This is a genomic window from Xenorhabdus siamensis, assembly GCF_037996745.1.
GTDB lineage: Bacteria > Pseudomonadota > Gammaproteobacteria > Enterobacterales > Enterobacteriaceae > Xenorhabdus > Xenorhabdus indica.
On record NZ_JBBMXE010000017.1, the window covers coordinates 1 to 24,196 of the forward strand.

24 protein-coding genes and 3 pseudogenes are annotated in these 24,196 nt (G+C 40.7%); 8 read left to right on the plus strand and 19 right to left on the minus strand.

The features are described from left to right. From AAC852_RS16585 to AAC852_RS16600, 4 genes are all read right to left on the minus strand, one after another. Positions 1–1,273: beta-ketoacyl-[acyl-carrier-protein] synthase family protein (locus tag AAC852_RS16585; RefSeq protein ID WP_340621954.1), on the minus strand; the 1,273-nt coding region annotated here is incomplete at its 3' end. Positions 1,274–1,275: 2 nt separating this feature from the next. After that, a complete protein-coding gene (locus AAC852_RS16590; protein WP_340621955.1) occupies positions 1,276–2,340 on the minus strand; it encodes a hypothetical protein in 1,065 nt (354 codons plus the stop codon). Positions 2,341–2,343: 3 nt separating this feature from the next. Further along, a complete protein-coding gene (locus AAC852_RS16595; RefSeq protein WP_340621956.1) occupies positions 2,344–2,736 on the minus strand; it encodes an acyl carrier protein in 393 nt (130 codons plus the stop codon). A 1-nt stretch (position 2,737) separates the two neighbouring features. Next, the gene (locus tag AAC852_RS16600) at positions 2,738–3,508 is read right to left on the minus strand and encodes an SDR family oxidoreductase (protein WP_340621957.1); all 771 of its coding nucleotides are present in this window, start codon (positions 3,506–3,508) and stop codon (positions 2,738–2,740) included. Positions 3,509–4,021: 513 nt separating this feature from the next. On the opposite strand from AAC852_RS16600, the pseudogene AAC852_RS20190 reads away from it, so the two are divergent. The 3 genes and pseudogenes from AAC852_RS20190 to AAC852_RS16610 form a co-directional block, all read left to right on the plus strand. After that, positions 4,022–4,111: pseudogene (locus AAC852_RS20190) on the plus strand (IS1 family transposase); the annotation flags it as partial. Between the two features lie 39 nt (positions 4,112–4,150). Next, positions 4,151–4,348 (plus strand): annotated as a pseudogene (locus tag AAC852_RS20195) (IS1 family transposase); the annotation flags it as partial. A gap of 273 nt (positions 4,349–4,621) precedes the next feature. Further along, a complete protein-coding gene (locus AAC852_RS16610) occupies positions 4,622–5,614 on the plus strand; it encodes an IS481 family transposase (RefSeq protein WP_422824316.1) in 993 nt (330 codons plus the stop codon). A 122-nt stretch (positions 5,615–5,736) separates the two neighbouring features. Here AAC852_RS16610 and AAC852_RS16615 read toward each other — a convergent pair whose 3' ends face one another. Further along, positions 5,737–6,270 carry a hypothetical protein gene (locus AAC852_RS16615; protein ID WP_340621958.1) on the minus strand — a complete coding sequence of 178 codons (534 nt, stop codon included), beginning with the start codon at positions 6,268–6,270 and terminating at the stop codon, positions 5,737–5,739. 485 nt (positions 6,271–6,755) lie between these two features. Here AAC852_RS16615 and AAC852_RS16620 point away from each other — a divergent pair, with 485 nt between their 5' ends. Beyond that, a complete protein-coding gene (locus AAC852_RS16620) occupies positions 6,756–7,682 on the plus strand; it encodes a sialate O-acetylesterase (RefSeq protein WP_340621959.1) in 927 nt (308 codons plus the stop codon). Between the two features lie 93 nt (positions 7,683–7,775). On the opposite strand, the pseudogene AAC852_RS16625 reads toward AAC852_RS16620, so the two are convergent. Then, positions 7,776–8,359 (minus strand): annotated as a pseudogene (locus AAC852_RS16625) (ArsR/SmtB family transcription factor). A 278-nt stretch (positions 8,360–8,637) separates the two neighbouring features. Here AAC852_RS16625 and AAC852_RS16630 point away from each other — a divergent pair. Beyond that, positions 8,638–8,859, plus strand: a complete 222-nt coding sequence (locus AAC852_RS16630; protein ID WP_340621960.1) for a hypothetical protein — start codon at positions 8,638–8,640, stop codon at positions 8,857–8,859. A gap of 213 nt (positions 8,860–9,072) precedes the next feature. Here AAC852_RS16630 and AAC852_RS16635 read toward each other — a convergent pair whose 3' ends face one another. From AAC852_RS16635 to flgB, 12 genes are all read right to left on the minus strand, one after another. Further along, the gene (locus AAC852_RS16635; protein ID WP_340621961.1) at positions 9,073–9,429 is read right to left on the minus strand and encodes a DUF2645 family protein; all 357 of its coding nucleotides are present in this window, start codon (positions 9,427–9,429) and stop codon (positions 9,073–9,075) included. Between the two features lie 355 nt (positions 9,430–9,784). After that, positions 9,785–10,747 (minus strand): flagellar hook-associated protein FlgL, encoded by a 963-nt coding sequence (flgL, locus tag AAC852_RS16640; RefSeq protein WP_340621962.1) that lies wholly within the window; start codon positions 10,745–10,747, stop codon positions 9,785–9,787. Between the two features lie 67 nt (positions 10,748–10,814). Next, the gene (gene flgK / locus AAC852_RS16645; protein WP_340621963.1) at positions 10,815–12,455 is read right to left on the minus strand and encodes a flagellar hook-associated protein FlgK; all 1,641 of its coding nucleotides are present in this window, start codon (positions 12,453–12,455) and stop codon (positions 10,815–10,817) included. 178 nt (positions 12,456–12,633) lie between these two features. Next, positions 12,634–13,665, minus strand: a complete 1,032-nt coding sequence (gene flgJ, locus AAC852_RS16650; RefSeq protein ID WP_340621964.1) for a flagellar assembly peptidoglycan hydrolase FlgJ — start codon at positions 13,663–13,665, stop codon at positions 12,634–12,636. Next, positions 13,665–14,783 carry a flagellar basal body P-ring protein FlgI gene (locus tag AAC852_RS16655; protein WP_340621965.1) on the minus strand — a complete coding sequence of 373 codons (1,119 nt, stop codon included), beginning with the start codon at positions 14,781–14,783 and terminating at the stop codon, positions 13,665–13,667. The genes flgJ and AAC852_RS16655 overlap by 1 nt, the downstream gene beginning before the upstream one ends. Before the next feature lie 15 nt (positions 14,784–14,798). Then, entirely contained in the window at positions 14,799–15,590 is a 792-nt protein-coding gene (locus tag AAC852_RS16660) for a flagellar basal body L-ring protein FlgH (RefSeq protein WP_340621966.1), read from the minus strand. Positions 15,591–15,657: 67 nt separating this feature from the next. After that, positions 15,658–16,440, minus strand: coding sequence for a flagellar basal-body rod protein FlgG (flgG, locus tag AAC852_RS16665; protein ID WP_340621967.1), 783 nt, complete (start codon positions 16,438–16,440; stop codon positions 15,658–15,660). A gap of 17 nt (positions 16,441–16,457) precedes the next feature. Next, positions 16,458–17,213, minus strand: a complete 756-nt coding sequence (locus AAC852_RS16670; RefSeq protein WP_340621968.1) for a flagellar basal body rod protein FlgF — start codon at positions 17,211–17,213, stop codon at positions 16,458–16,460. A 21-nt stretch (positions 17,214–17,234) separates the two neighbouring features. Continuing rightward, positions 17,235–18,443, minus strand: coding sequence for a flagellar hook protein FlgE (gene flgE / locus AAC852_RS16675; protein WP_340621969.1), 1,209 nt, complete (start codon positions 18,441–18,443; stop codon positions 17,235–17,237). Positions 18,444–18,458: 15 nt separating this feature from the next. Beyond that, positions 18,459–19,148: a flagellar hook assembly protein FlgD gene (locus tag AAC852_RS16680; protein WP_340621970.1), complete on the minus strand. Its 690-nt coding sequence runs from the start codon at positions 19,146–19,148 to the stop codon at positions 18,459–18,461. A 13-nt stretch (positions 19,149–19,161) separates the two neighbouring features. Continuing rightward, the gene (gene flgC / locus AAC852_RS16685; RefSeq protein ID WP_340621971.1) at positions 19,162–19,566 is read right to left on the minus strand and encodes a flagellar basal body rod protein FlgC; all 405 of its coding nucleotides are present in this window, start codon (positions 19,564–19,566) and stop codon (positions 19,162–19,164) included. A gap of 5 nt (positions 19,567–19,571) precedes the next feature. Next, positions 19,572–19,988: a flagellar basal body rod protein FlgB gene (gene flgB, locus AAC852_RS16690; protein WP_047681127.1), complete on the minus strand. Its 417-nt coding sequence runs from the start codon at positions 19,986–19,988 to the stop codon at positions 19,572–19,574. A 279-nt stretch (positions 19,989–20,267) separates the two neighbouring features. Here flgB and flgA point away from each other — a divergent pair, with 279 nt between their 5' ends. From flgA to AAC852_RS16705, 3 genes are all read left to right on the plus strand, one after another. Next, on the plus strand, positions 20,268–20,948 hold the full coding sequence (gene flgA, locus AAC852_RS16695) for a flagellar basal body P-ring formation chaperone FlgA (protein WP_340621972.1): 681 nt from the start codon (positions 20,268–20,270) through the stop codon (positions 20,946–20,948). Between the two features lie 137 nt (positions 20,949–21,085). Then, positions 21,086–21,370 carry a flagellar biosynthesis anti-sigma factor FlgM gene (gene flgM / locus AAC852_RS16700; protein ID WP_047681124.1) on the plus strand — a complete coding sequence of 95 codons (285 nt, stop codon included), beginning with the start codon at positions 21,086–21,088 and terminating at the stop codon, positions 21,368–21,370. Positions 21,371–21,440: 70 nt separating this feature from the next. Continuing rightward, positions 21,441–21,881: a flagella synthesis protein FlgN gene (locus AAC852_RS16705; protein WP_340621973.1), complete on the plus strand. Its 441-nt coding sequence runs from the start codon at positions 21,441–21,443 to the stop codon at positions 21,879–21,881. A gap of 385 nt (positions 21,882–22,266) precedes the next feature. Here AAC852_RS16705 and AAC852_RS16710 read toward each other — a convergent pair whose 3' ends face one another. Continuing rightward, positions 22,267–24,153: a glycosyl hydrolase family 18 protein gene (locus AAC852_RS16710; protein WP_340621974.1), complete on the minus strand. Its 1,887-nt coding sequence runs from the start codon at positions 24,151–24,153 to the stop codon at positions 22,267–22,269. Positions 24,154–24,196 lie beyond the last annotated feature (43 nt).

Consider the following 24,196-nt stretch of genomic DNA (forward strand, 5'->3'; position numbering starts at 1 on the left):
TTGGGGTTAATACTAAGCTGGCTGCACTGCCACCCATACCAAATGAATTTTTAATCGCATAATGCAATGGCATATAGGTATGCTGCTTAACTAACGAAATATGTTCCGGTAACATAGGGTCTGGTTCATTAAGATTTAGAATACCCGGCAGGAAATTATGTTGAAATGCCACAATAACCGTAAGTATCTCCATAGCACCAGCGGTGGCGATCAGATGACCATGATTTGATTTGGTTGCAATAATTGCCGGTTGATGTTCACCAAATACTCTGGAAATAGCTCGAGATTCATGAATATCGTTTTGTACCGTTGATGTACCGTGAGCACTAACAAAATCGATACAACTCTTAGCGATCTTTGCGTCCTTCAGTGCCCTTTCCATTGATAGCCTCATTTCTAACTCATCATGGTGTGGTGCCACTATATTTTCAGCGCACAGTGAACTGCCATATCCCAATAACCGCACTAGTGGTATTCCTTGGCGTGCTCGAACGGCTGATTCTTTTTCAATGACAAAAAAAACGGCACCTTCTGCTAATACAAAACCACTACGATTACGCTCAAAAGGACGTGACAGTTGTGATCCCGTATAACGATTATCAGTAGTAATAACCCCCATCCCTTCTAAACGAGCCATATTTAGCGGTGTAACCTTAGCAGAAACACCACCTGTGATAGCCGCTTTTATCTGGCCTCTCTGAATAGCACGCATAGCCAATCCGATACTTTGCGTTGAGGCAGAACATAATCCAAGATGCGCAAAACTGATGCCAGTGAACGGAACAGTATTATGAATAGATTTGAGAATGGCTCCGCAGTCTAGGTCGAATAGTTCGCTGATTTTAAAATGTTCAATTGCTGCTTTGATACGATCTTCTCTAGTGGCATTAGATGGCAATTTATTAGTAAATTCAATACACTGCTCTACGTCCATAGCAGGTTCATCCGTGCCAATTATACAACCTATTTCATTGTCTGAATAATAGTCAGATAGCGTTATTTGACGGGAGAGTTCAGCTATTGCTTTTTCTGCATAAAAGAGTTCACCATTGCGAAAATGTTTTTTCTTTGGCCATTGAATGAACTCATTTCCCTCATCTGGAATGCCTGCATAAGATGAATTCAAAGAATGATGGTCAAATTTTTTAATAAGCTTAATTCCACTAATATTATTTTTTAAATTAAAATATATTTCTTCAAGTGTATTACCTATTGGGGTAACTGCACTATATGTACTAATACACAATGGATCATAAGATAAGTTTTTATCCATATTTATGTCACTTTTTTAGTTAAAAATATACATCCCAAACCATAATTTATTCCAGTTCCATTTAATAATAATCTGGTGCCGTTTGGAATTTCCGGATCATTCAGACAACATAAAATGTCAAGAATGTTATTTAACCTTCCTGTGTAACCTGTGATTGATTTATAATTAATGATTTTTGTATTAGGGAATATTTTTTCTATTGAATTATATTCTGAATCTTTTTGCTCTAATATTCCGTTATCATAACTAATTATTATATCTGGAGCTCCGTGTTTATTTTTTTGTTGGACAAAAAGGTTTACCCAATCTTCATGAGTGTATTTTACTTTCGGTGCATAATGAATATTTATAGAAATTATCTCAGCTAGCGCTCCATGTGGATCGTGATCCAAATGGAGGATAACACTACCCCAGCTAGGAATAATTCCTGAGTTCATCGACGCGTCATTGCGGATTTCGCCGAATCTGCCAAACACAGTTAAAATATCAGAACTTAACATATTAGCACTGTTTATAATTAATGCGCCTTGCTTAACATCATTATGAATAATATCTTCTTGTGCCATTTTTAATGCACTCATACCACTTAATGATGCAGCACGCAAAGGAATACCTTCTTCATGATTAGATAATATTTTTGAAATATGATAGAGGGGGTTAGTTGGTAACATCCGAAGCATTTCCAATGGATTATTTAATTTTTTAAAGTAGGATAAGTTTTTCCAAAAATCATTAATCCCTTTATGAACAATCTCTTTTAACGTATGCAAATTATGCTCTTCACTATCACAAGCTGAGTAAAGTACTGCTTTTGATAAAGACTCAAGATTAATTTTTTGTCCCAAATCAGCTAATGCATTGATTGATAATTTAGATATGGTATTTAATACAGCTCTATCCTCTCGTTTAATCTGTGTAAGATCACTGATTAAAATTTCTGGAACAGAATAAACATCTACTAATGGAAAGCTTCTAGCAGTTTTAGAGATCATTAATGATAGTAAATCAGTGCTACTTTTAGCATACTGATGATAAACACCATAGTTTTTAATATAAGACTTTCTCATTTTTCATCCCAAATTATTTATGGAATTAATTATCTTTTTATTTATATAAGAGATGGTGAAATATTTGTATAATTCTTTAAATTCTATTTTTGGATCATTAATTCTAGAGTTATCTAAAAACATTAGATGCTCGTTTAAACGAGAAATTCCTTCTGATGTCCATTTTTTATCTTTAAATGAATAGTTTTCTTCCAATGTAGCCATTTTATTTATAGGCCATAAAATATCAGGTGCAAGTTCAATATTAATTTTTTTCTTCAACTCGAAAGAAAAATCAATAAAATCAATAGATGTCATATCATAATCTAGGAATAATGACTTATTGATGTCAATTTTTGTATCTTCACTAATGTACATCACATCTTTAAATATTTTTTCTATCACAGAAATATACATATTAGATTAACCTCTCACCGTTTCCTAATGTTAATGTGATACCTGTAGTAGTTATTTGGTTGTTAATAAAAGAGTTTATAGTATTAACAATGTCTTGTGGTAAAAGTAGTTGACGGGTGGGGATGTTTTTTTCAATATCATGTAAAGTGATACCTTTATTATTGCAATATTCTTCTAGCATACGTGTTTTTATGTAACCTGGACTAAGGCATAAAGTTCGTATGTTAAATCGTGCAAACTCTAATGCTATATTGGACATATATCGTTCCATAGCTATTTTTGTTGCACCATAAATACTGTTACCAACATTTATCTTGTGGGCCGCTACAGAACTGATATAAATAAATTTTGTTTCTGATTCTTTGTGTAATTTCATATTATTAGCAATAATATTAAAGATCAGTGTAGCAGAAATAAAATTTATCCATGTGATATTTTTTATAGTTTTCGGCTCTAAATTATCACACAGTTTAGCAGGATTAACTCCAGCACAATAAATTGTTACATTGATTTTTTCTCTCTCAATACGTTGACAAAATTTCATGACGCTTTCTTCATTCATTAAATTAAGCTGCACTGATTTTATGTGAGTGCCGTATTTTTCTTCTAGTTTTTTTGCTTTGGAATTTCCTTTCCACCAAGTAAATGTGACATCATAATCTTGCATAATTAGATCATGAATCACAGACTCTCCTATTCCTGATGTACCCGCTATAATTAGTGCAGAACGTTTATTTTTTATTTTTAAATCATTACTAGCAATAAATTTCATAACAATATTCCATCAAAATAAAATAGGTGGCACCTTAGTAGGTCGTGATTTTTCCCAAAAAAAATTTTTAGTTATGTTATTTCTGACCATCAGTTATATTTTTTATTGGTTACATTAACATATTATCTCTGGATTTTTATTTCAATGTGATGATTTAAATAAGTTATTATTTTAGTCCAATCTGGTTGATCAGATATTTTAACTTAAAATTTATTTTGTTTGACTTTTGGACAGTATCTTAGATTGAAATTATTAATGCAATACGCACATAAAAAACACAATCATATGCTAAAATACTAATTTTTAGTGTATTTATTAGTTTTTTATTGTTTATATATGGGTAATTTTGTTTTTTATATTATTTTTATTGGAAAACGGAATATGTTATATGACAAATATCAATGATACCCAGCATAACAGGGCATTTTTTGTAACAATTGCTATCATTGGAACGGTCATGTATTTAATATGTTGTTCTTCATCTACAATGCCTCTTTTTGCGAGATAACATACATGGCTACAGTGGAAGTAATATGTCGATTTTGTCACCAAACGAAGGACGTTAAAAAACACAGTATTGGCAAAGGTGGTCATCAGCGTTATCGTTGTTTATCCTATCATCGTACTTTCCCGCTCAATTATTCTTACCGTGCCTATAATTTACTGCCTTCAGCCAACCATCTGGTTGGAAAATATTTTACTCAACGTATCGAACGCGAAAACTTAACCTTACATAACTGAATAAAGCGCCTGAACCGTAAAACACTCAGTTATTCAAAATCACCTGAAATGCATGACAAAATCATCGGCACTTTCATTGAACGTGAATATTATGTTTGAGGGTGATCAACGCTTTGAATACATGACCAAATATTTGTATATAGGTTACTGAGCTGCTCGTTTGATTGATGCTTTCGGTGATAGTTACACTACCTATATAATTCAAAAGAAGACAGAATCAGGAGTAAGAGGAAAAAATTATTTCGACCAGTTATTAGACAACACATTATCTGTAGTAGTTCAAACTTGATCTGACAATTCAACTTGAAAAGTTGAGAGTTACCGGTTTTGATAGAGATGTCCAAATCTTAAACAAAACACGAGGTAACTCTCATGCTATATACTAACAATCCTATTATTAAACACAAAGTCGGTTTACTTAATTTAGCGGAAGAACTCGGCAACGTTTCTAAAGCTTGCAAAGTGATGGGCGTATCACGCGATACGTTTTATCGTTATCAAGAACTTGCCCAAGAAGGCGGTATTGATAATCTTATCAACCAAAGCCGTCGTGTTCCTAATTTTAAAAATAGAGCGGATGAGACGACTAAGCGTGCCGTTGTTGAACATGCGGTAGAGTTCCCTGCTCACGGGCAACATCGAACCAGTAATGAGTTACGACAAAAAGGCATTTTCATCTCAGGAAGTGGTGTACGCTCTATCTGGCTCAGGAACAACCTTGAGAACTTTGCAAAACGGCTCAAAGCCCTTGAAGCTAAAGTTGCTGAAGAAGGTATTACACTCAATGACGCTCAAATCACCGCCCTTGAGAAGAAAGCCCATGATGACGAGGCTTGTGGTGAAATCGAAACAGCTCATCCTGGCTATTTAGGCTCACAAGATACTTTCTACGTGGGTAATCTGAAAGGGGTTGGGCGTATTTATCAGCAAACATTCATCGATACGTATTCGAAAGTTGCGCATTGTAAGCTGTACACGAGCAAAACACCGATTACGGCAGCAGACTTGTTAAATGACCGTGTATTACCGTTCTATCAATCTCACCAGCTGCCAATGCTAAGAATACTGACGGATAGAGGAACTGAGTTCTGTGGTCGAGTTGAACATCATGATTATCAACTTTATTTAGCGATTAATGATATCGACCATACCAAAACGAAGGCGATGTCTCCGCAAACTAATGGTATCTGTGAACGGTTCCATAAAACGATTTTACAAGAGTTTTACCAAATCACGTTCCGCAAAAAGCTGTATGGTGATCTGGAAAGTCTGCAATCGGATCTGGACAACGGGTTATGGCACTACAATAATGAAAGAACACATCAAGGTAAAATGTGTTGTGGTCGAACACCAATGGAAACATGACTAGATGGAAAACGACTCTGGGCAGAAAAAAATCTGAACTAGATTTAACCTGACAGACACCTGTATAAATAACCGGTAACTGTCAGGTCAAGTCTGAGCTAATACAAATAATTAAACTCTAATTATCCTTCAAAATTAAAAACTATTTCTACCCTTCCCTTGTCTCCATTGGCATCGCTGAACGAGACTTCCTTGTTTAAACAATCGAACATATCAAGACGGCCTCTGCCATTGTCTTTACTACACTTTGCACTTTTTATGGGACAATTACTCTCAATTTGCCAACGCCAACCAACGTTGTTCCATACCCATTTCGGCCAAAGAATCCATTTCAAATCGCAAGCTCCGGGACTTTCAGGGCTTGCGCTAACTCCATAATTTACTTTCCAATCTATTTCCCTCCATTGAAACAATGTACAAGCTTGTGTTTCAATAGGTATAGAGACTTTTGATATATTTGAAAGTACAGGTCGAGAAATGATTATTTTGTCTGGGCCAGGATCAGACATGCACCAATTATTCTTTTTCACAATATAAATACTATTAGATGTACTGGATGATTCGTTTATAAAATCTATATCAGCCTTATGGCTAGCCATAGCTGGATTTGTTATTAAAGATAAGGCCATTAAAACGATACTAAATAAAATTTTCATATTTCCCCCTTTTAATGAAATCATTTAAAATAAGCATTACTATTACTCATCATTAATGGAGTTCTAAAATGATAACTGCTATATCATATAAGCTATTCACCTATCCGCTTTAGTATAAATAATCCCCTCTGATAAATGTAATTCAAAAATCGACAGGCTACTGAGATGGTTAAATATACTCTCGCTGCTAAACAGAACGAATATATTAATGAGTGATAATGATTGAATGAATTTATTACCTTTGTGTAGGGGGGGACAAGTGGGGAAAAATTACATTTATAAATATGTAAGAATGCAAGTTATAATAATTAATGAATCATTCTTTTAAAATTCAACACTCATACTGGGTATCTTATTAAATAAGATATTTAAAGCATATTATCTATTGATTGATCTTTTTAACAAAAAAGTTAGTTTCTATTATGTGTGAAAAATACCATCTTTATATCAATTAAGCATAGAAAAAAACACTAAAGGAGATCGTAATGATAGATAAAAAATCATCCCTTTCTGAAAAAATATATCCTCTGTGGAGAAATAATGACGCGCCATTATTAATCGTCCTTGGCCAATCAAACAGTTATGGTCATGGTACTGAATTATCATCAGATGAAGCAATTATTCAGGGTTTAGAAAACGTATTTACCTTATCCTTGCCAGAAGTTTATAGCGTTAATTTTTCCACAATTAATTGGACGGGGTTAACCAGTTTTGGTCATGCCAATATTGGTGCTCCCAGCGGTCTGCTACGTGGTAATCAGGATCACCCTGTCAATCTCGCAAATCGTTTCGCCCGCCACTGGCAAGATCATATCGACGCAGGTAACACACTTAGTTTGCCTGATCTTTATGTCGTTCTGATGGGTTACGGTGGACAGGGTATGTATTTGCCTGATATTCCCGATAATCGCTGGGCACCAGAACGAGATCCTGACGATGTGGACTCGCTCTATCCCCGCGCCGTCAGAACATTACGTATGGCGGTCAATTCCCTGCGTAAAATGGGTAAAAATCCTCGTATACTGGCTGTTCACTGGAATCAGTGGGAAGCAGAAACTGAAAGCTTAGCAGCAGCAAAAGCATCAGAGATGAATTTTATCCGTATTATCACTGGCCTCAGTGATGCCATAGGCTCCCGCAACATACCATGGCGATTTTATTACCCACTTTCAGTTTGGTTTGATCCCATTAATATCAGTTACGTAACCGAGGCAATTAATAGTGTTATCGCCGCCAATCCTGAATACCGAACACTGGTTGATGCCAGAAATGCCCCAAACTACAACGGCATAGCCACTCAATTTGGCGTATTTATCTCCGATGATATGCATTACAACGGAGAAACCCAGAAATGGTTTGCTCAGCAGGAATGGGAACGAATTTTAGCTGGTTATCAGGGTATTGAATTGTGAAATGTATGGCATCGTGATTACAAAAATATGGCGGTTTAACTTATCCCCGTCGTCTTTCAAGTTACCTCTTGAAACCCATAGGGTATACACCGCCTATATTCCAACGCCAAACTTCTGCTGAACGACTCTTCTTCCCTGCTCTGTCAATTTCAGCTCACGGCTATCTAACTGTTTGACAGCCCACTTTTTTTGCAGAAAAGTTTTCAGCAAAGAGGCGCCCAAAAAACCACTCAGATGAAAATACCGCTCACTCCAATCCAGACAAGCACAAGCACAAGCACAAGCAAACTATTGTGAATTTTTACTGCCACCTCTCCTGCCATATGGTCATAACAAGTTCGGAAAAAGCGCAGTGATTTTGGTGTGGAAATTTTGATAGTGCCCATATCTTCGCTATTAGCAAAACACATCATGTTTTCCAATAATACAGCAACGTCTTCACTGTGAATTTTAAAATAACGGAATCTTCCCTGTTTAATGCAAATCACCAGATTTTGTTCTACCAATCGACTTAAATGAGTACTCATTGTCGAAGGAGCCACATCAGCAACAGCACTTAATTCAGTAGCAGTATAAGCACGACCATCCATCATTAAAAATAATATTCGGGTACGAGTGCTATCTGCCAGTAAAGCTGCAATTGCAGACACTCTTTTTTCAAGATTGAATTCATCCATATTCAAATTATTACAGAAGTAAAAATGAACCCAAAAGATATATCAACGTTACCCATTCTTCAACAAATAGTTATTATTGATCTACATCATATATACGGTTTTAATATATTGACAAATAAGTTTTCATCACCAAGAATCAAAAATAAAATCTAATAAATATTTAAATTTTATACCTTATAGCTTTCAGACTGAGAATTTGAAAGGGGAAGAGCATATAAGCTTATCACCCTTAAAAAAACGCAACAACATATTTTTTATATATACGATAAGGGATAAAAATGCCACATAAAAATAAAGCACCTATTAACATATTCAATTTAGAACAAGTTGGAATTAACAAAAATAATTTCATCAATGAAATACAGAAATTTTATCATTTATATGAGCCTGATTTGTATTTAGTCAGACAAGAAAAAATCAAAGCTCTGGCCAAATTGATAGATCCTAAAAAGAGGGGCTATCGCTCTACTATCGGTTTTGACATTGATCTTAACGTATAGCTCTATCAATAAGCGCCAAATCGCATCACAATAAATATACCTTATTAATCAAATAACTGACTCTATGACTAAACTTTACGATTATAACCCTCTCGTCACTATCAAAAGAAGATTAAAAAATATTTTGGTTGTTATTTATTGGGAGATAAATTCCTGTCATCTCCCAATAAATAACCATTTTAGGTAATTAGACTGGTTAAAGGACATATCAGATTAATATGTCGCGAATGAACACCCGATAAACCGACCAAAGAACATCCAATACCAATATCCCATTGAAAATCCTGCAACCAGTACATAACTGATCGATTTCAACTTGCACAGTGAAAATGCTTTGATGCCTTTCACTGCAAATACCAACATAAATGGCAATAGAAAAAAAAGACATAATGGTGCTGTCAATATTCTGTCATCATTGATAACAAAAGAACTGACCACATCACAAACGGTATTGATCCCTTCTTCCCCGATCGTCCACTCAAAATCAACAGTTGACAAACATCCTATCAATATAGTACTGAACAAAATAAAGGTGATACAGGCGAGTATATTTATAATTTTCATGCTCATTTATTTTTCTCATCTGTTTATAAGGCATAAGACGAGATTTAATCCTTTCTTAAGCTCATTAAATTAAATCTGAAACGTTTATATCAAAAAACTTAATACGGCATTCTCTCGGCCTGCCAAAGATCAGATCTTGATCACAAGATAAAATAATATGATGAATAGAAAAACCAGGATTTGTCGGAGAAGAAAAATTCAATACCCCCTAAGAGGTATAATAAATTTAGGCTATTAATAATAATGCGTGATAAAAAAAGCGTGATAAAAACACAGAGGAAAGGAATAAGCCCTTATCCGTTTAATTAACAAACAGATAAGAGCCAAGAGCCTAAAAATCACAATCTCACATTAGACTTAATTATCGATACATCTCAAACAGAGACATTCCTTTTAAGTCTGTAAACACTTTAAAAGAAGCCTGCAAAGCAACCTGTTGTTGGAAATAGCTGGAAATAGTCGCAGTCCAATCCACATCGACCAATTCCCCAGAGCGAACTTTATTGGCAATACTACGTTCATTCCCCAAAAAATCCAGTTTATCCAATTCCTGAAGTTGTAAACCAAGTACGGCTTCCACAGAAGAGAAGTTATTCTGGCTGTTACGGATCCCACGGTTAGCTTTATTCATCAGCTCATTAGCTTCGTTTTTCTGCTCTTCAGTCGCTAAACTGTATGGCGATCTCAACGCTTTGATTGCCATATCAATGGAGGCAAAAACATCAGATTCACTCGGACTGCCATCAGGCTCTTTAATTGGGTTGGATGTCGCTGATAAGAAGACTTGCTGTCCGGTATGAGCAATCACCATTGTGCGGTTATCATCCACTTTCTGGGTGATTGCTTCGTAACCTCCGACGTAACTGATTTTGCCATCTTTATCTGCTACAAAAGGCGGCTTATCCGTTTTATAACCAGCAAAAATATAACGGCCATTACCGTCAGTTTTATTGCCGAGGTTCAGCAGCGCTTGTTTAAAACCTTCCAATTGCTGCGCATAGGATTCACGATCCTGCTCACTCTGCTCATCCGCCGCCGCAACTAAAGTCTCAAACACATTAGCTACCACCTTAACGACATCAGAAGTAATGCTCAGTTGGGATGACATGGCATTTTTGGCAAAAATACGAGCAGTCATAAACTGCTGGTTTTTCGATTCAGATTGAGAAACCATGATGCTTTGTGATGCAGCCAAAGGATCATCGGATGGATTAATTACCCGGCGACCGCTGGACAGTTGTTCACCATATTTCATCCACTTGGATTGGGCGCCCAAAATCCCATTCATTTTTTGGCTGTATAATAAATTCGTACTTACACGCACAATATCATTTCCTTTTTGTTACCGGCGAATAGCGACTAGCAAGAATAGTTACCATCAGAAACAGTTATCAGCGAATGCCCAAAATAGCATCGAATAAAGTTGTCGCCGTCTGGATCACACGGGCGTTTGCCAGATAGTACTGTTGCATACGTTGCAGCTCGCCGTATTCTTCGTCCATATTAACGACGGAAATTGATTCAAGGGTCGATTTCAGTTTATCAACGATATGACCTTGTGTTTCAACGCTGATATTTGCGCTATCGGCTTTGCTGCCCACTGTGCTTACCAGTGAGGCGTATGCTCCGGCAAAGGAAGCCTTGCCATCCACCAAACGTTTATCCTGTAATTCAAGGAATTTCTTCGCGTTGCGGTTATCACTTTGACCAGCCTTTTTGTCTGCCGCTGTCGCCAATTGGGATGAATCCTTAAGATTCAATTCTAACGTAGCCACGACGTTACTGACCGTTTTCAGTGTGTATTTATCGTGATCCTGTACGCTAGTAGCATCAATTTCTACTTTCAGCCCATCAAATTCCAGCGTATTGCCGTTTTTAGTCACAGCAACTATTTCGCGATCAGAAAGACGTTGTATTTTCCAATCTCCACTTTCATATTTGAGAGTGTAATCACTAGCTTTCACTTTGGTGGTATCACTATATTCCACCTTGATGTCAGCCGTACCTTTGTTATCACTGTTAGAAACAACATTCGGTTTGCTGACGTTGAAGAAATCAACGCCCGGTTTACCTTTCAGGTCAAAGCCACCATGTTGCACCTGGTTAAATTGGTCAGCCATGACCAGCGTCAGTTGGTTCAGTTCATTGCGGGTTGAATCGACAACTTCGCTGCGCACGCGCAATACCCCGCCCAACTTGCCGCCTGAAACGAAACGCTCATCAATTTCTCTCGTCCCCACTGTACTATTGTTATAACCTAGCGTAATACGGCTACTGTCAGTACTGGATGGAATAGCTTCTATCCGATAGGATTTACTACCCGATACCAGTGACATACCGCCACCGAATGAGACGTTATAAACCTCGCCATCCTGCTGAGTAACATTCACTTCCACCAGTTCATTTAACTTGCTGACCGCCAGATCACGTTTATCCAACAATGCCAACGGTTCACCTGTACCCACACCACGTATACGGGTGATTTCATTATTCAGTTTGGCAATTTCTTCTGCGTATTTGTTGATTTCTTTAACATTTTGCTCAATCTGAGAATTGATGCTGTCATCAACCTGACGCAGAAATTCGTCTGCTTCTTTAAATCGGCTGACTAAACCTTTCGCTTTGCCTAACACCGTGGTTCTTGCCGCGCTGTCTTCTGCATTGCTTTCAACCGTCCCCAGGCTTTTGAAAAAGTCTTCAATGGAGTTCGACAAGCTAGTGTCTTTATCTGCCAACAAATTGTTGATTTTGGTAATTTGCTCGTTATAAGCCTTTAAGGCAGATTGTTTGGTTTGCGCCGCGTTGTATTGCTGATTAGTAAACTCGCTATACTCACGGTTAATGGTAGTCACCGTCACACCGTTACCCACAAAACCAGCAGGTGACATAGCTCCATTATTTTGTGTCATTACGGTGGTCTGTCGGTTATAACCTTCGCTTCTGGAGTTGGCAATGTTATTACCCACTACACTCATTACCACCTGCGCAGCATTAATACCACTCATGGCAGTATTCATAAGACTGTTGGACATGTGTAGATCCTTTTACGTTTTCGTTATGCCTCCATCATGGGAGGCCAACTACTGTTGTTATCGGTATATACCCTATGGATTTCAAGAGGCAACTTGAAAGACGAAAGGGATAAATTATCTGTAAAAGTTATCGGCAGGATATTCTGATCCTTGAACAAAAATGACTTAGACTGTTCGGTCAGAACAAGTTATCGAAATCATAGTCATAGGCTTTTACCATCTGATGGCCACTACGCTTTAATTGCTGGATCAGTGATACCAATTTCTCAGCATAACCAGGGTCTGTGGCATACCCTGCATCTTGCAAGGAGTATGCTCCCTGTTCTGCGGTCGTTGACCGGGCGACTTTGGCATAGCGCGGGTTTTCCGCCAGTAATTTGACGTAATCCGTGACAGCTTCCAGGTAAGAGTCATAAACCCGGAAACTGTCACGTATTATCTTCGGTTCACCAGCAATGTATTCGGTTGTCGTGATCTGAGTGACAGGTCCTTGCCAGCTCTTGCCTGCTTTGACACCAAACAGGTTATGACTCGGCTTGCCCTCTTCAGTCAAAATTTCCCGTTGCCCCCAACCAGATTCCAGCGCTGCTTGTGCAATGATCAGTAAATGGGGGATCCCACTTTGCTGACTGGCTATCTGCGCAGGCACAGAAAGCATAGAAACAAAGCTGGCACTGTTTATTGGCAAAGACCCAGTTATTGGCAAAGACCTGGTCATTGGCAGAGTTTTCGACTGTGCTGCACGATTGGGTGATTTATCAGGCATTGTCCGACGTAGAAACTGCTCCAAAGCCTGTTTTGGCAGGGTATGCAGGATTTCATTATCCAATGGCGTCGGCACAGTTCCGGCCAATTCACTGGGAGTGCTGTTAGTATTAGGAATAGTAGTATTAGGGATAGTAGTATTAGGAATAGCGTCGGAAAACTGTTTGACGATCATATCGGCAAATCCCAGTCCTTTTTGAGAAAGATCCTGGGCAATCTGCTGATCGTACATCGAAGTATAAAAACGCGTCTGGTCACTACTCAATATGCCATCCTGTGGCAACGAGGAACGCATACTTTTCAGCATCATCTGAACAAATACGCCTTCCAGTTGTTGGGCTACCTGCCGTAGCCCCTGTTGTGGTTCCTGTGCCAATTTGGCTTTCAGTGAATGGAGTGAATTCACATCGTAAGCAACATTCGGCACCGTCAGAAAATCATTCATCAAATAATCTCCAACTTCGCCCGCAAGCAACCTGCACTTTCCATCGCCTGCAAAATAGACATCAAGTCTGTCGGTGTTGCTCCCAAAACATTCAGCGCACGAATAACCTGCGTCAGGTTTGCACTGGCATTCACTTTCTGTAGCACACCGCCCTGCTCCTGAATACCAACCCCGGTATTGCGGGTCACAACAGTATTTCCCCCTGCCAGTGGTGTATTCGGCTGATTGACTACCGTCTGACGTTCAACAATCACAGACAGGCTGCCATGAGCAATTGCGCAGCTATCCAATGTGACATTGCGGTTCATCACCACCGATCCTGTACGGGAGTTGAAAATCACTTTGGCGTCGCCAGCATCGACACGAATATTCAGGTTCTGAACCTGTGACAGGAATTTCACCTGTTCGCTGTTCTCTATCGGCAAACGTAACTGTACCGTGCGGGAATCCAGCGCTGTTGCTGTGCCTACCCCGTTCAGACGGTTGACAGCATCACTGATTTGCTGAGCCAGGCTAAAATCATCTTCATTCAATTGCAGATTCAGAATACCTTTCTGACCAAATTTCGTTGGCAACTCCCGTTCAATGACAGCACCATTGGAAATTCGCCCGCCTGCAAGTTGATTGATTTTAAGGCTGTTGCCACCTGCACTCACTCCCGCACCACCGACCAGAATATTGCCCTGCGCCAGTGCATATACCTGATTATCAACACCCTTCAGTGGAGTCATCAGCAATGTACCACCACGCAGACTTTTGGCATTACCCAATGAGGAAACGACCACGTCAATGCTTTGCCCTGAACGCGCAAATGGGGGCAACTTGGCTGTCACCATAACAGCAGCAACGTTCTTAAGCTGCATATTTGTACCGGGCGGCACAGTGATACCCAACTGTGACAACATATTACTTAAACTTTGGGTAGTGAAAGGCGTTTGCATGGTCTGGTCACCCGTGCCATCCAGCCCGACCACTAAGCCATAACCAATCAGCGCGTTATCTCTGACGCCCTCAATGGTCGTCAAATCACGAATGCGCTCAGCAAAAGCACTGGTCGGCACGAATGTGTTGAACAGTACCAGCAAAAACGTAAAAAGGCTGGCGACTAATTTTTTCATCCTGACCATCCTCTTTTAAAACGGTGAGATATTTATAAAGAAACGCTGTAACCACCCCATGTGCTGCGCTTCATTGATATAACCATCGCCAACATACTCAATGCGGGCATCTGCAACCTGATTAGAGCTGACTGTATTGTTACCAGTGATGGTGCGCGGGTTCACAACGCCAGAGAAGCGGATAAATTCCGTTCCCTGATTGATAGCAATCTGTTTTTCCCCGACAACATGCAGGTTACCGTTTGCCAACAATTGATCCACGGTCACAGTAATTGTGCCCCTGAAAGTATTGTTTGCATTCGCCCCGCCTTTACCGCCAAATTCATTATTACCTTCCATGCCCAAATCAGTTTTATCACCACCGATCAATCCCTGTAAAAAACGGGGAGTCAAGGCAGCAGCGAAACTGGTTTTACCATTACGGCTGGCATTCGCTGAGGAGTTTTTGCTGGCACTGACATTTTCTTGCAGGATAATCGTCAGCGTATCACCGATATTGCGTGGACGACGGTCTTCAAACAGTGGCTGATAACCGTAATAGACTGGCTGGACAGTCTGAAAAACAGAACCATTCGGCGTTGGGGCAGGTGCTTCGGCGGGTTTGGCAGTTGTCACCCCTTTCACCAGTGGTTTGTGCGGCATATAAGCACATCCCCCTAATGTCAGTACCGACAATGCGATTACCGCCACAGTTCTGCTGATATGCCGCTTATTCCCCCGGTTTTTCCGTAAACCGGCAGAGCTATAAGCAACATGTTTTTCGGCATGTTTTTCAGCATAGCTTTCAGCAACGGGCATTGTATCCATCTTCGATGCTCTTAAGTTTATCGTAGAAATCGTGGGGAATTTATTCCCCCACTGATTAATGATTAGGTTATAACTGAGTCAGTTTTTGCAGCATTTGATCTGAAGTCGATACTGCTTTACTGTTAATTTCGTAGGCTCGTTGAACCTGAATCATACTGACCAGTTCTTCCGCCACATTGACGTTAGAGGTTTCAACATACCCCTGGTAGAGCAATCCGGCACCATTGATGCCCGGTGCATTTTCTACCGGAACACCGGAACTGTTAGTTTCCAGATACAGGTTCTCACCGATGCTTTCCAGACCGCTTTCATTAATAAAGGTAGTCAGTGTCAGTTGTCCAACCTGCTGCAGCGCGTTTTGCCCCTGCACGTTTACGCTAACGATACCATCACGGGCAATGTTCATTTTAGTGGCATTGTCTGGAATGATGATGGCAGGCACGACCTGAAAACCACCGGCAGTCACTAATTGACCATTCTGATCCACCTGAAATGAACCATCACGGGTATAGCCAGTTGTGCCATCAGGCAACTGAATCTGGAAAAAACCCTGTCCCTTTATTGCCACGTCTTCACTTTTACTGGTCTGTGCCAGGTTCCCCTGACTGTGCAATCGCTCAGTCGCTACCGGACGAACCCCTGTACCAATCTGTAAACCGGATGGCAGGTTAGTCTGTTCGGACGACATCGCACCGGACTGGCGTTCAGTTTGATAAAGTAAATCCTCAAACACCGCACGCTGACGTTTAAAACCATTAGTGCTGACGTTTGCCAAGTTGTTGGCAATTACATCCATATTTGTTTGCTGAGCATCCAGCCCAGTCTTGGCAATCCATAAAGATCGGATCATGAATTTATCCCCCCCGATTAGCTCATAGCGAGAAGCTGGTTAGCCCGCTGAGCATTTTCATCGGAACTGTGTATGACTTTCATCTGCATCTCAAAACGACGCGCATTGGCGATCATGTTCACCATGCTTTCCACTGGATTAACATTGCTGCCTTCCAGTACACCCGGCATGATTTTCACTTCAGTACTCACCGCCAGTTCATCACCTTGTTGTTCCCGCGCCTGTGGCGTTAAATGGAACAAACCATCATCACCGCGCACTACTTGACCCGCTTCCGGTTTGACGATTTTCAGTTTGCCAATCTGCCCCAATAAAGTCGGCGGATCGCTTGCAATCAGGGCAGAAATGGCACCATCTGCTGCAATAGTCAGTTCAGCCTGTGGTGGAACATCTATTGGTCCGTTTTCACCCATCAACATACGCCCCTGCACCATCAGTTGCCCTTCTGGTGAAATCTGGATATTGCCGTTGCGGGTATAGGCTTCTGCCCCATCTTCAAGCTGGACAGCCAGATAGCCGCCTTGTCCGACAGCAACATCCAATGGACGAGCGGTATAATTCATTGGCCCCTGACGGCTATCCATGCCGGGAGTGGAGGCAACAACCAAAGTACGGGTAGGTAGGGTTTCACCTTCAATTGGCACAGCACGCAAGGCAGCAAGCTGAGCTTTAAAGCCCGGCGTCGAAGCATTCGCCAGATTGTTAGCAGTAACGGCCTGATGCTCCAGTGTCTGGCGCGCGGCTCCCATAGCGGTATATATAACGTGATCCATAAAGCTATCCGCCTGCGCTTATTAACGCATACTGACCAAAGTTTGCAGGATTTGATCCTGAGTCTTGATGGTTTGGGCGTTGGATTGATAGTTACGCTGAGCGACGATCAGATTGACCAGCTCCTGACTCATATCCACGTTAGACGCTTCCAGCGCACCGCTAATCAGCTTGCCGAAGTTACCGGAACCCGCAGTCCCCACTACCGGGCTGCCGGATGCACCGGATTCTGCCCAAACGTTATCGCCTTGCGCAGCCAAGCCTTCAGGATTAGAAAAGTTTGCCAATACTACCTGACCTAATACTTGTTTCTGGTTGTTGGAATAAGTACCGTAAATCTTGCCGTCATTATCCACACGGTAGTCAATGAAACTCCCTGCGGCATAACCATCTTGTATTGGATTAGAGGTAGAATCCTGTGCAATGTTTTGCTGTTTACTCCCCGAAAAATCGATGGTAATTGGCGCAGCAACTGACCCATTCAAAGATTCTACATCAAATGTAAATGCATTATTGGTGTCGACCATTTGACCATTACCGTCAAATACCACATCACCCAATTTATGAGCGGTAGAACCTGCTACAGAAATATCCTTAGCATGAAACTCCCACTTATTATTGGCTGTTTTCACGAAGAATATATTGAGATCATGTTGATTCCCTAAACTGTCATAGACTTGCAGAGTAGTGCTGTAGTTAAAGCTGTCTTTATTATTCGGATCAAAGGCGTTTTTCACCTGATCAATCGCTGGGTGCATTGAATTTAGGGTAGCTTTCAACTTAACTTCTGTGCTCACTTTCGCATTCAACATATCCGTTGGAATTGAAAGCGGTACTACAGCTCCGCCTTGCTGAAGCTCTCCATTTACCGCCGGATAACCCGTCAACTTCATGCCCTGCATATTGATCAGATTACGTTCTTTATCCATTTGGAACTGACCGTTACGGGAATAGAAAATATTACCGCTGGAATCCTGCATGCGGAAAAAACCGCCCTGTGTAATTGCCATATCCAACTGGCGATTAGTCTTAGTGGTTGAGCCATCTTTAAAGTTCTGAAATATACCAGAAACCTTAACACCCAAACCGACGTCTGAACCACTGAAAACATCCGCAAACGCGGCAGAGCTAGATTTAAAGCCAAATGTCGCTGAGTTTGAAATGTTATTACCAATAACATCCAGATTACTCGCTGCGGCATTCAAGCCACTGACCGCTTGTGAAAAAGACATATGTCCTCCGTTTAATTAAAGAATCTGACGAACTTTATCCATGGTTACCATACCCGCCAGCCCTAAATCTAATTTAGTGCCGTCTTCATCCCGCGTGACGCTGTTTACCACACCTTGTGTCAACGAGAATGTCACTATCGCTTGATCTTGATAGCTTGCAGAAACAGTAAAGCTATATGCACCGTCTGCAACATCCTTACCATCCGCGTCCTTACCATCCCATACGGGATTATGAACACCTGTATTTAACTTACCGATATCCAATTCCCGGACTGCCGCACCACTTTTATCTTTGATGGTTACTTTGACACTGTCGGCAGGCCGGTTCAGTTCAAAGCCAAGTGCACTGATTTCTTTTTTTTCATTGGAACCGACTAAAATTTTATTCCCTGGGATCATAACCTTACGACCAATCAACATGGTCGTTTGCATTGCCTGGTTGCCTTCCATCTGTCCGATAACGGCACCCAACGATTTATTAAGCTTTTCAATGCCTTCGACAGTACTGATCTGGGCAAACTGCGAAGTCATTTCATTGTTTTGCATTGGATTGGTTGGGTCCTGATTTTTGAGCTGTGCAACCAGTAAATTCAGGAAGTTATCTTTGATATCGCCACTTTTATGCGACTGTGTTTTGGTGATGCTGGCTAATTCACCGACCGTTGAATTATCCAAAGAATCATTGATTGAAGCGGTAATTGCCATAATGGAATTCCTGTTACTGACCCAAAGTCAGGGTTTTCAGCACGATGGACTTAGTAGTATTGAAAACTTCAATATTTGCCTGATAACTGCGGGAAGCAGAGATGGTATTGACCATTTCCCCGACGACATCCACATTTGGCATACGCACATAACCTTTTTCATCCGCCAACGGGTTGCCCGGTTGATATTCAAGACGGAAAGGTGTGGGATCATCCACCACTTCACTGACACGCACACCGCCGATCTCCTGCCCTGCTGGTGCAGCGACACGAAATACGACTTGTTTGGCACGATAAGGTTCGCCATTCGGCCCAACGATACTATCGGCATTCGCCATATTGCTGGCGCTGACATTCAGCCGCTGAGACTGAGCAGAAAGCGCGGAGCTGGCAATATCAAAAATACTGAGTAGAGACATTCCCATTATCCTTGTGACTGTAGAACTGACATCATGCTTTTGATCTGAGCATTTGTCATGGTAAGTTCAGCCTGATATTTCAGACTGTTATCTGCAAAATTGCTGCGTTCCATATCCATGTCAACGGTATTTCCATCCATCGCCGTCTGGTGAGGCACCCGGTACAACAGATCCATCTCCAGACGTTTCTGAGGCTGAATGGGAATATGTCGATTGGAAGTCAGAGTCAGCCCAATTCCATTCCCCGTCACACGACCATGCTCCATCACCTTTCTTAATTGGGCGGCAAAATCGATATCGCGAGCCTGATAGCCAGGGGTATCCGCATTGGCAATGTTCGCCGACAGAATTTCCTGCCGCTGGTTGCGGAGTACCAGGGCTTCTTGTCGAAAATGAAAGGCGGTATCTAATTTATCGAGCATATTCCTCCCTCGCCTGTTTTATAGCCAGCTTTATAGGCCAGTTTAGGGTAAGTCCCGCAAAACCAAGCCCCGTAACGCATTAAGAGCGCTAACAGCATAAACTCAGAAGAAAAAGCCGATTCGAAGAATAGACACAAATTGATTTGCTATTTATCCCATTAACTAATAATCAAGCGCGTTACACTATTAACATCCAGCAGATACTGAATATTTTTGGATCATGGTTTACCTCACTGGTGTCAGGTAATAGAGCGTAAGGTAAGAACAAGAGAGATAAAAATGATTAAAATGCCTGTATTAAAATTTATCGGCTTTCTTACCTTTTTTCTTAACCTGTTTTTTGGTGGTGCTTTGGCATGGGGGAATGATTTACCCCGTTTAATTAATGATTATTTCAAGCAGATCCATCACGGCACGAACTATAAAGTTTCCGTAGACATCAAAACACCGGAACAACAATGGCCAACATGTGAATCCCCTGAAATACATCCACCAATGGGCAATAAAAATTGGGGAAATATTTCGCTGCCGGTTAACTGTGGTCAACAACGTCGTTTTATGCAAATCTACGTCAGTGTTATCGGTCCATACTTAGTTTCAAATCGTGCAATTCAACGTAATTCGGTACTGAGAGAAAAAGATTTTCAGGTCAAAACAGGCGCTTTAGACAAATTGCCAAACGATATTATCCATAACAAAAAGATTACACTTAATGGTATTGCCATTCGCAACATACCTGCCGGGAAACTCATCACACGTAATATGCTCCGGCGTCCATGGGTGATTAAAGCCGGACAAAATGTTGTCATCACCGTAGATGGGCAAAATTTCCGGGTACATTATGAAGGAAAAGCAATTAACAATGCTGCAAGTTTTGATAATATTCGTGTCCGCTTGGTTTCCGGACAGGTTATTACCGGAAAAGCTCAGGAAAATGGTAGTGTAAAAATGATGTTATGAATGGCTAAAGTTTTATGTTTCTACGCCGATATAACCATCAGACCATGATTTACAGGCATGCCAGCGGTATATCGCCTGCTACCTCTACCCAATAGAGTTAAGACAAATAAATAATGCCTGATTAAAGGATTACGATTATGAGTATTGAACGCACTCAACCTCTACTGGCTATTGCTGCTTTACAGCAACGCAATGCCAATGAAACTGCCCAGAGCACTCGCAGGATTGTGGCTGTTGCAGAAAAAAGCGCCGATACGCAAGTTAGACTGAGTGAGGCGCAGAAAAAACTGGTTCAGCCAAGTAGTCAAGACATTAATATCCAGAAAGTACAACAACTGAAAGAAGCGATTGCAAAGGGAACCCTGACCATGGACAGCGGTAAAATTGCTGATGCCCTGCTCAGAGAAGCCCTTGAAAACTGATTACTTAAAACGTATTACCTTAATAACAAGGAATATAAGCAATAAACCAGCAAAATCATAAAGGCCATAAATGGAAGAACTTCAACTCTTACTTGAGCAGCAAAGTGCACACTTACATTCGCTTTCGACAACGATAGCAGAAGAACAACGTATCCTGAGCGAAGGCTTTATTGAAGCGAATCAATTACATCGTGTCACAGAGCAAAAAACATTTTTGCTTTCGGCACTCGATCATGCGGAAAAAAAGCGTCAGCAATTAAATGAAATGCTGAAAGTGAATGCACCTTATGCTGACCATGAAATATTGGCTGTGTTGTGGGATCAAATCAGTCAGTCAGTTGAACGAATTCGTGATTTAAATGCGCATAATGGATTTTTGTTGGATCAACATATTGAGTTAAATAGTCAGGCAATTGCTTTTTTGAAAAGCCATCACAGCCCTTCTCTTTATGGCGCTGATGGTCAGGCCCGTCATAATTCTACCTTATCGGGTCATAAGATCAGTGTTTGATTATTCTCATGCTTTAAACAGCAATCTTTACAGACCTCTTGGTTTATCCGTAGTAATAAGAGGTCTGTTTCTGTGTCGTTGTATTAAAACCCTATCTTTTTCAAAATCCCCCTATCTTTTTTAAAAGCCATAGAAATGCACGACAGAATTACAGAATATGATCTGAACATTTATCACTATCAATAAATTGGAAACATGACCCTCAAATAAAATTTGGTTATAAACCCTGTTAATAATAATCAAAAAAATTACAATTATCATAATAACGAAAATTATCTATCCGTGATCCGACAATAACAAAGGTAAGATGAGAAAATTATTCGAGATAAAAATAACAAACCCCATTATTTTCAACGAGGTTTGTCAGAGACTTGAATCTATAGTTTTAACGAGAAGACTTTAATTCACTTAGCGATTTTAAATAGTAAAGCTTTCCGGGATTATACAACGGCCCCATATCAATAGTTTCACGGTTAGATTTGGCAACATATCCCATTCCTTCTCTGGCTGCATTCGCTAACAGCCCGCAATCCTGATCTCCAGACCAGGAAAAGATCCCTCCTAATTGATGTTTGCTGACGTATTCTCCTTTTTGTTTCACCGTACGCGGCGTGTCCAATGAAATAAAATGCCCCTGCTTTTCACTGAACAAGAAATCGGCATCCGCGTTGGTGTCCGTCATTAATACAAATCCATTCTTCCCGGTGCTGAGTGTATGTTCATTATCCAGGTAATTATTGACGATATCGAAAAATTCCGGTGCCCCCTTCTCCATTGTTCCTAACGCATCAGCAGGCATATCGTACTGACGTGTTTCAAGATTAGCGCCTTTCCCTGTACGCCCATAGTTGGCATAACCTAAGTTAATTATGTTCAAGGGAATACCCAATTCTTGATGCAGGTATTGAATCGCTGCCTCGGCGGAAAGATCATATTCTCCGTTGGGATCAGGAGCGTTGGGGGAATAAAGATTAGTGTGGTGACCAATATAATTCGCCCAGCCTGTACCAAAAAAGTCGTAGCTCATCAGGAAAATGTTATCCAAGCCATTTTCCACTAGTTCAGCAATATTGGATTTCTCCAATTTCGCTTTTACCCCGCTACAGGCAATGGAAATTTCCTTGCTGCCTATACCAAACCGATTATCCAGTGCTGTTCGTAACTCTTTAACCAAAAGGGCATAATTTTTACCATCATCTTCACTAATGTGGTTGTGTTCATCCCCCGCAGCCCCTGGATATTCCCAGTCAATATCCACACAACTGAACATCGGGAAACGCTCAAAAAAATCGACAACGCTACCAATGAAAACACTACGCTGATTTTCATCAGCCGCCATCACGGAGAAATAACTCGACAGGCTCCAGCCACCAATACTGAATGCCAGCTCCAGTTTATGACCGACCGCACGTGCGCGCTTTTGGAGTTCCCGCAATCCCCCCAATAAACCAGCCGCTTTACTCTGATTGTAATAGGGCAAAAACGTTCCTGGATTAATTGCCGTGTTCTGACTTGTTTCTGGCAATCCCACGTTACGCGCTGTTCCTAAATCACCGTAAGGATCCAGTGGTACAATGTGACCTTCACTGATTTTCTGGTCAGTCTGGGAATTCCAGCCAGCCCATACTTCGTTCACTTTGTCTTTCTTAACACCCACATCACCACAAACACCTAAGAAACTGAAAATCAATTTGTCATAAGTGGTTGGATCAATGGTCGCTAAATCAAATCCCCTGCCCCATTTGTTTGGATCTTTATTCTCTTCATCATCTTTATCAAGACGAACATCATATTGGGACCAATCTGTAATATAAGCAGAAAGTTTAGGCTTTGTTAGATCGCTTTCATACTGGTTATACATAGGCTTACAGACACGGGTAGCGGTATAAGATAAATATGAACCTGAACCATCAGGTTTGTATCCGATTTGTTGGTAACTGTCTTCCGTATATTCATCAAATTGCAGAATAGGGAATGGAATATTTTCTGTTGGCAATACCGTGCCATCCGTTGGATTACCATGCTGTTTCATTTCATCAGCCGTTGCTGCACGTACATATTTCCAGGCATTGTGTGGTGAGCTTTCTTTGCCGGATTGACCAGGAACATGCCAGCGTTCAACCCAATAAGTGTTGGTATAAACATTACCATCAAAAATGACATTATAAACTTGCCCGCCTTCCTGCTGTTTCCAGTCAGTTAATGGTTCACCAATAGCATCACTGATATCGGACATTGCTTTTGATGATGTATAAGTGTATTTGTTAGCCATTGAGAAACTCCCATCGTTTTTCCTGTTCAGCCTCCTTTTCAGG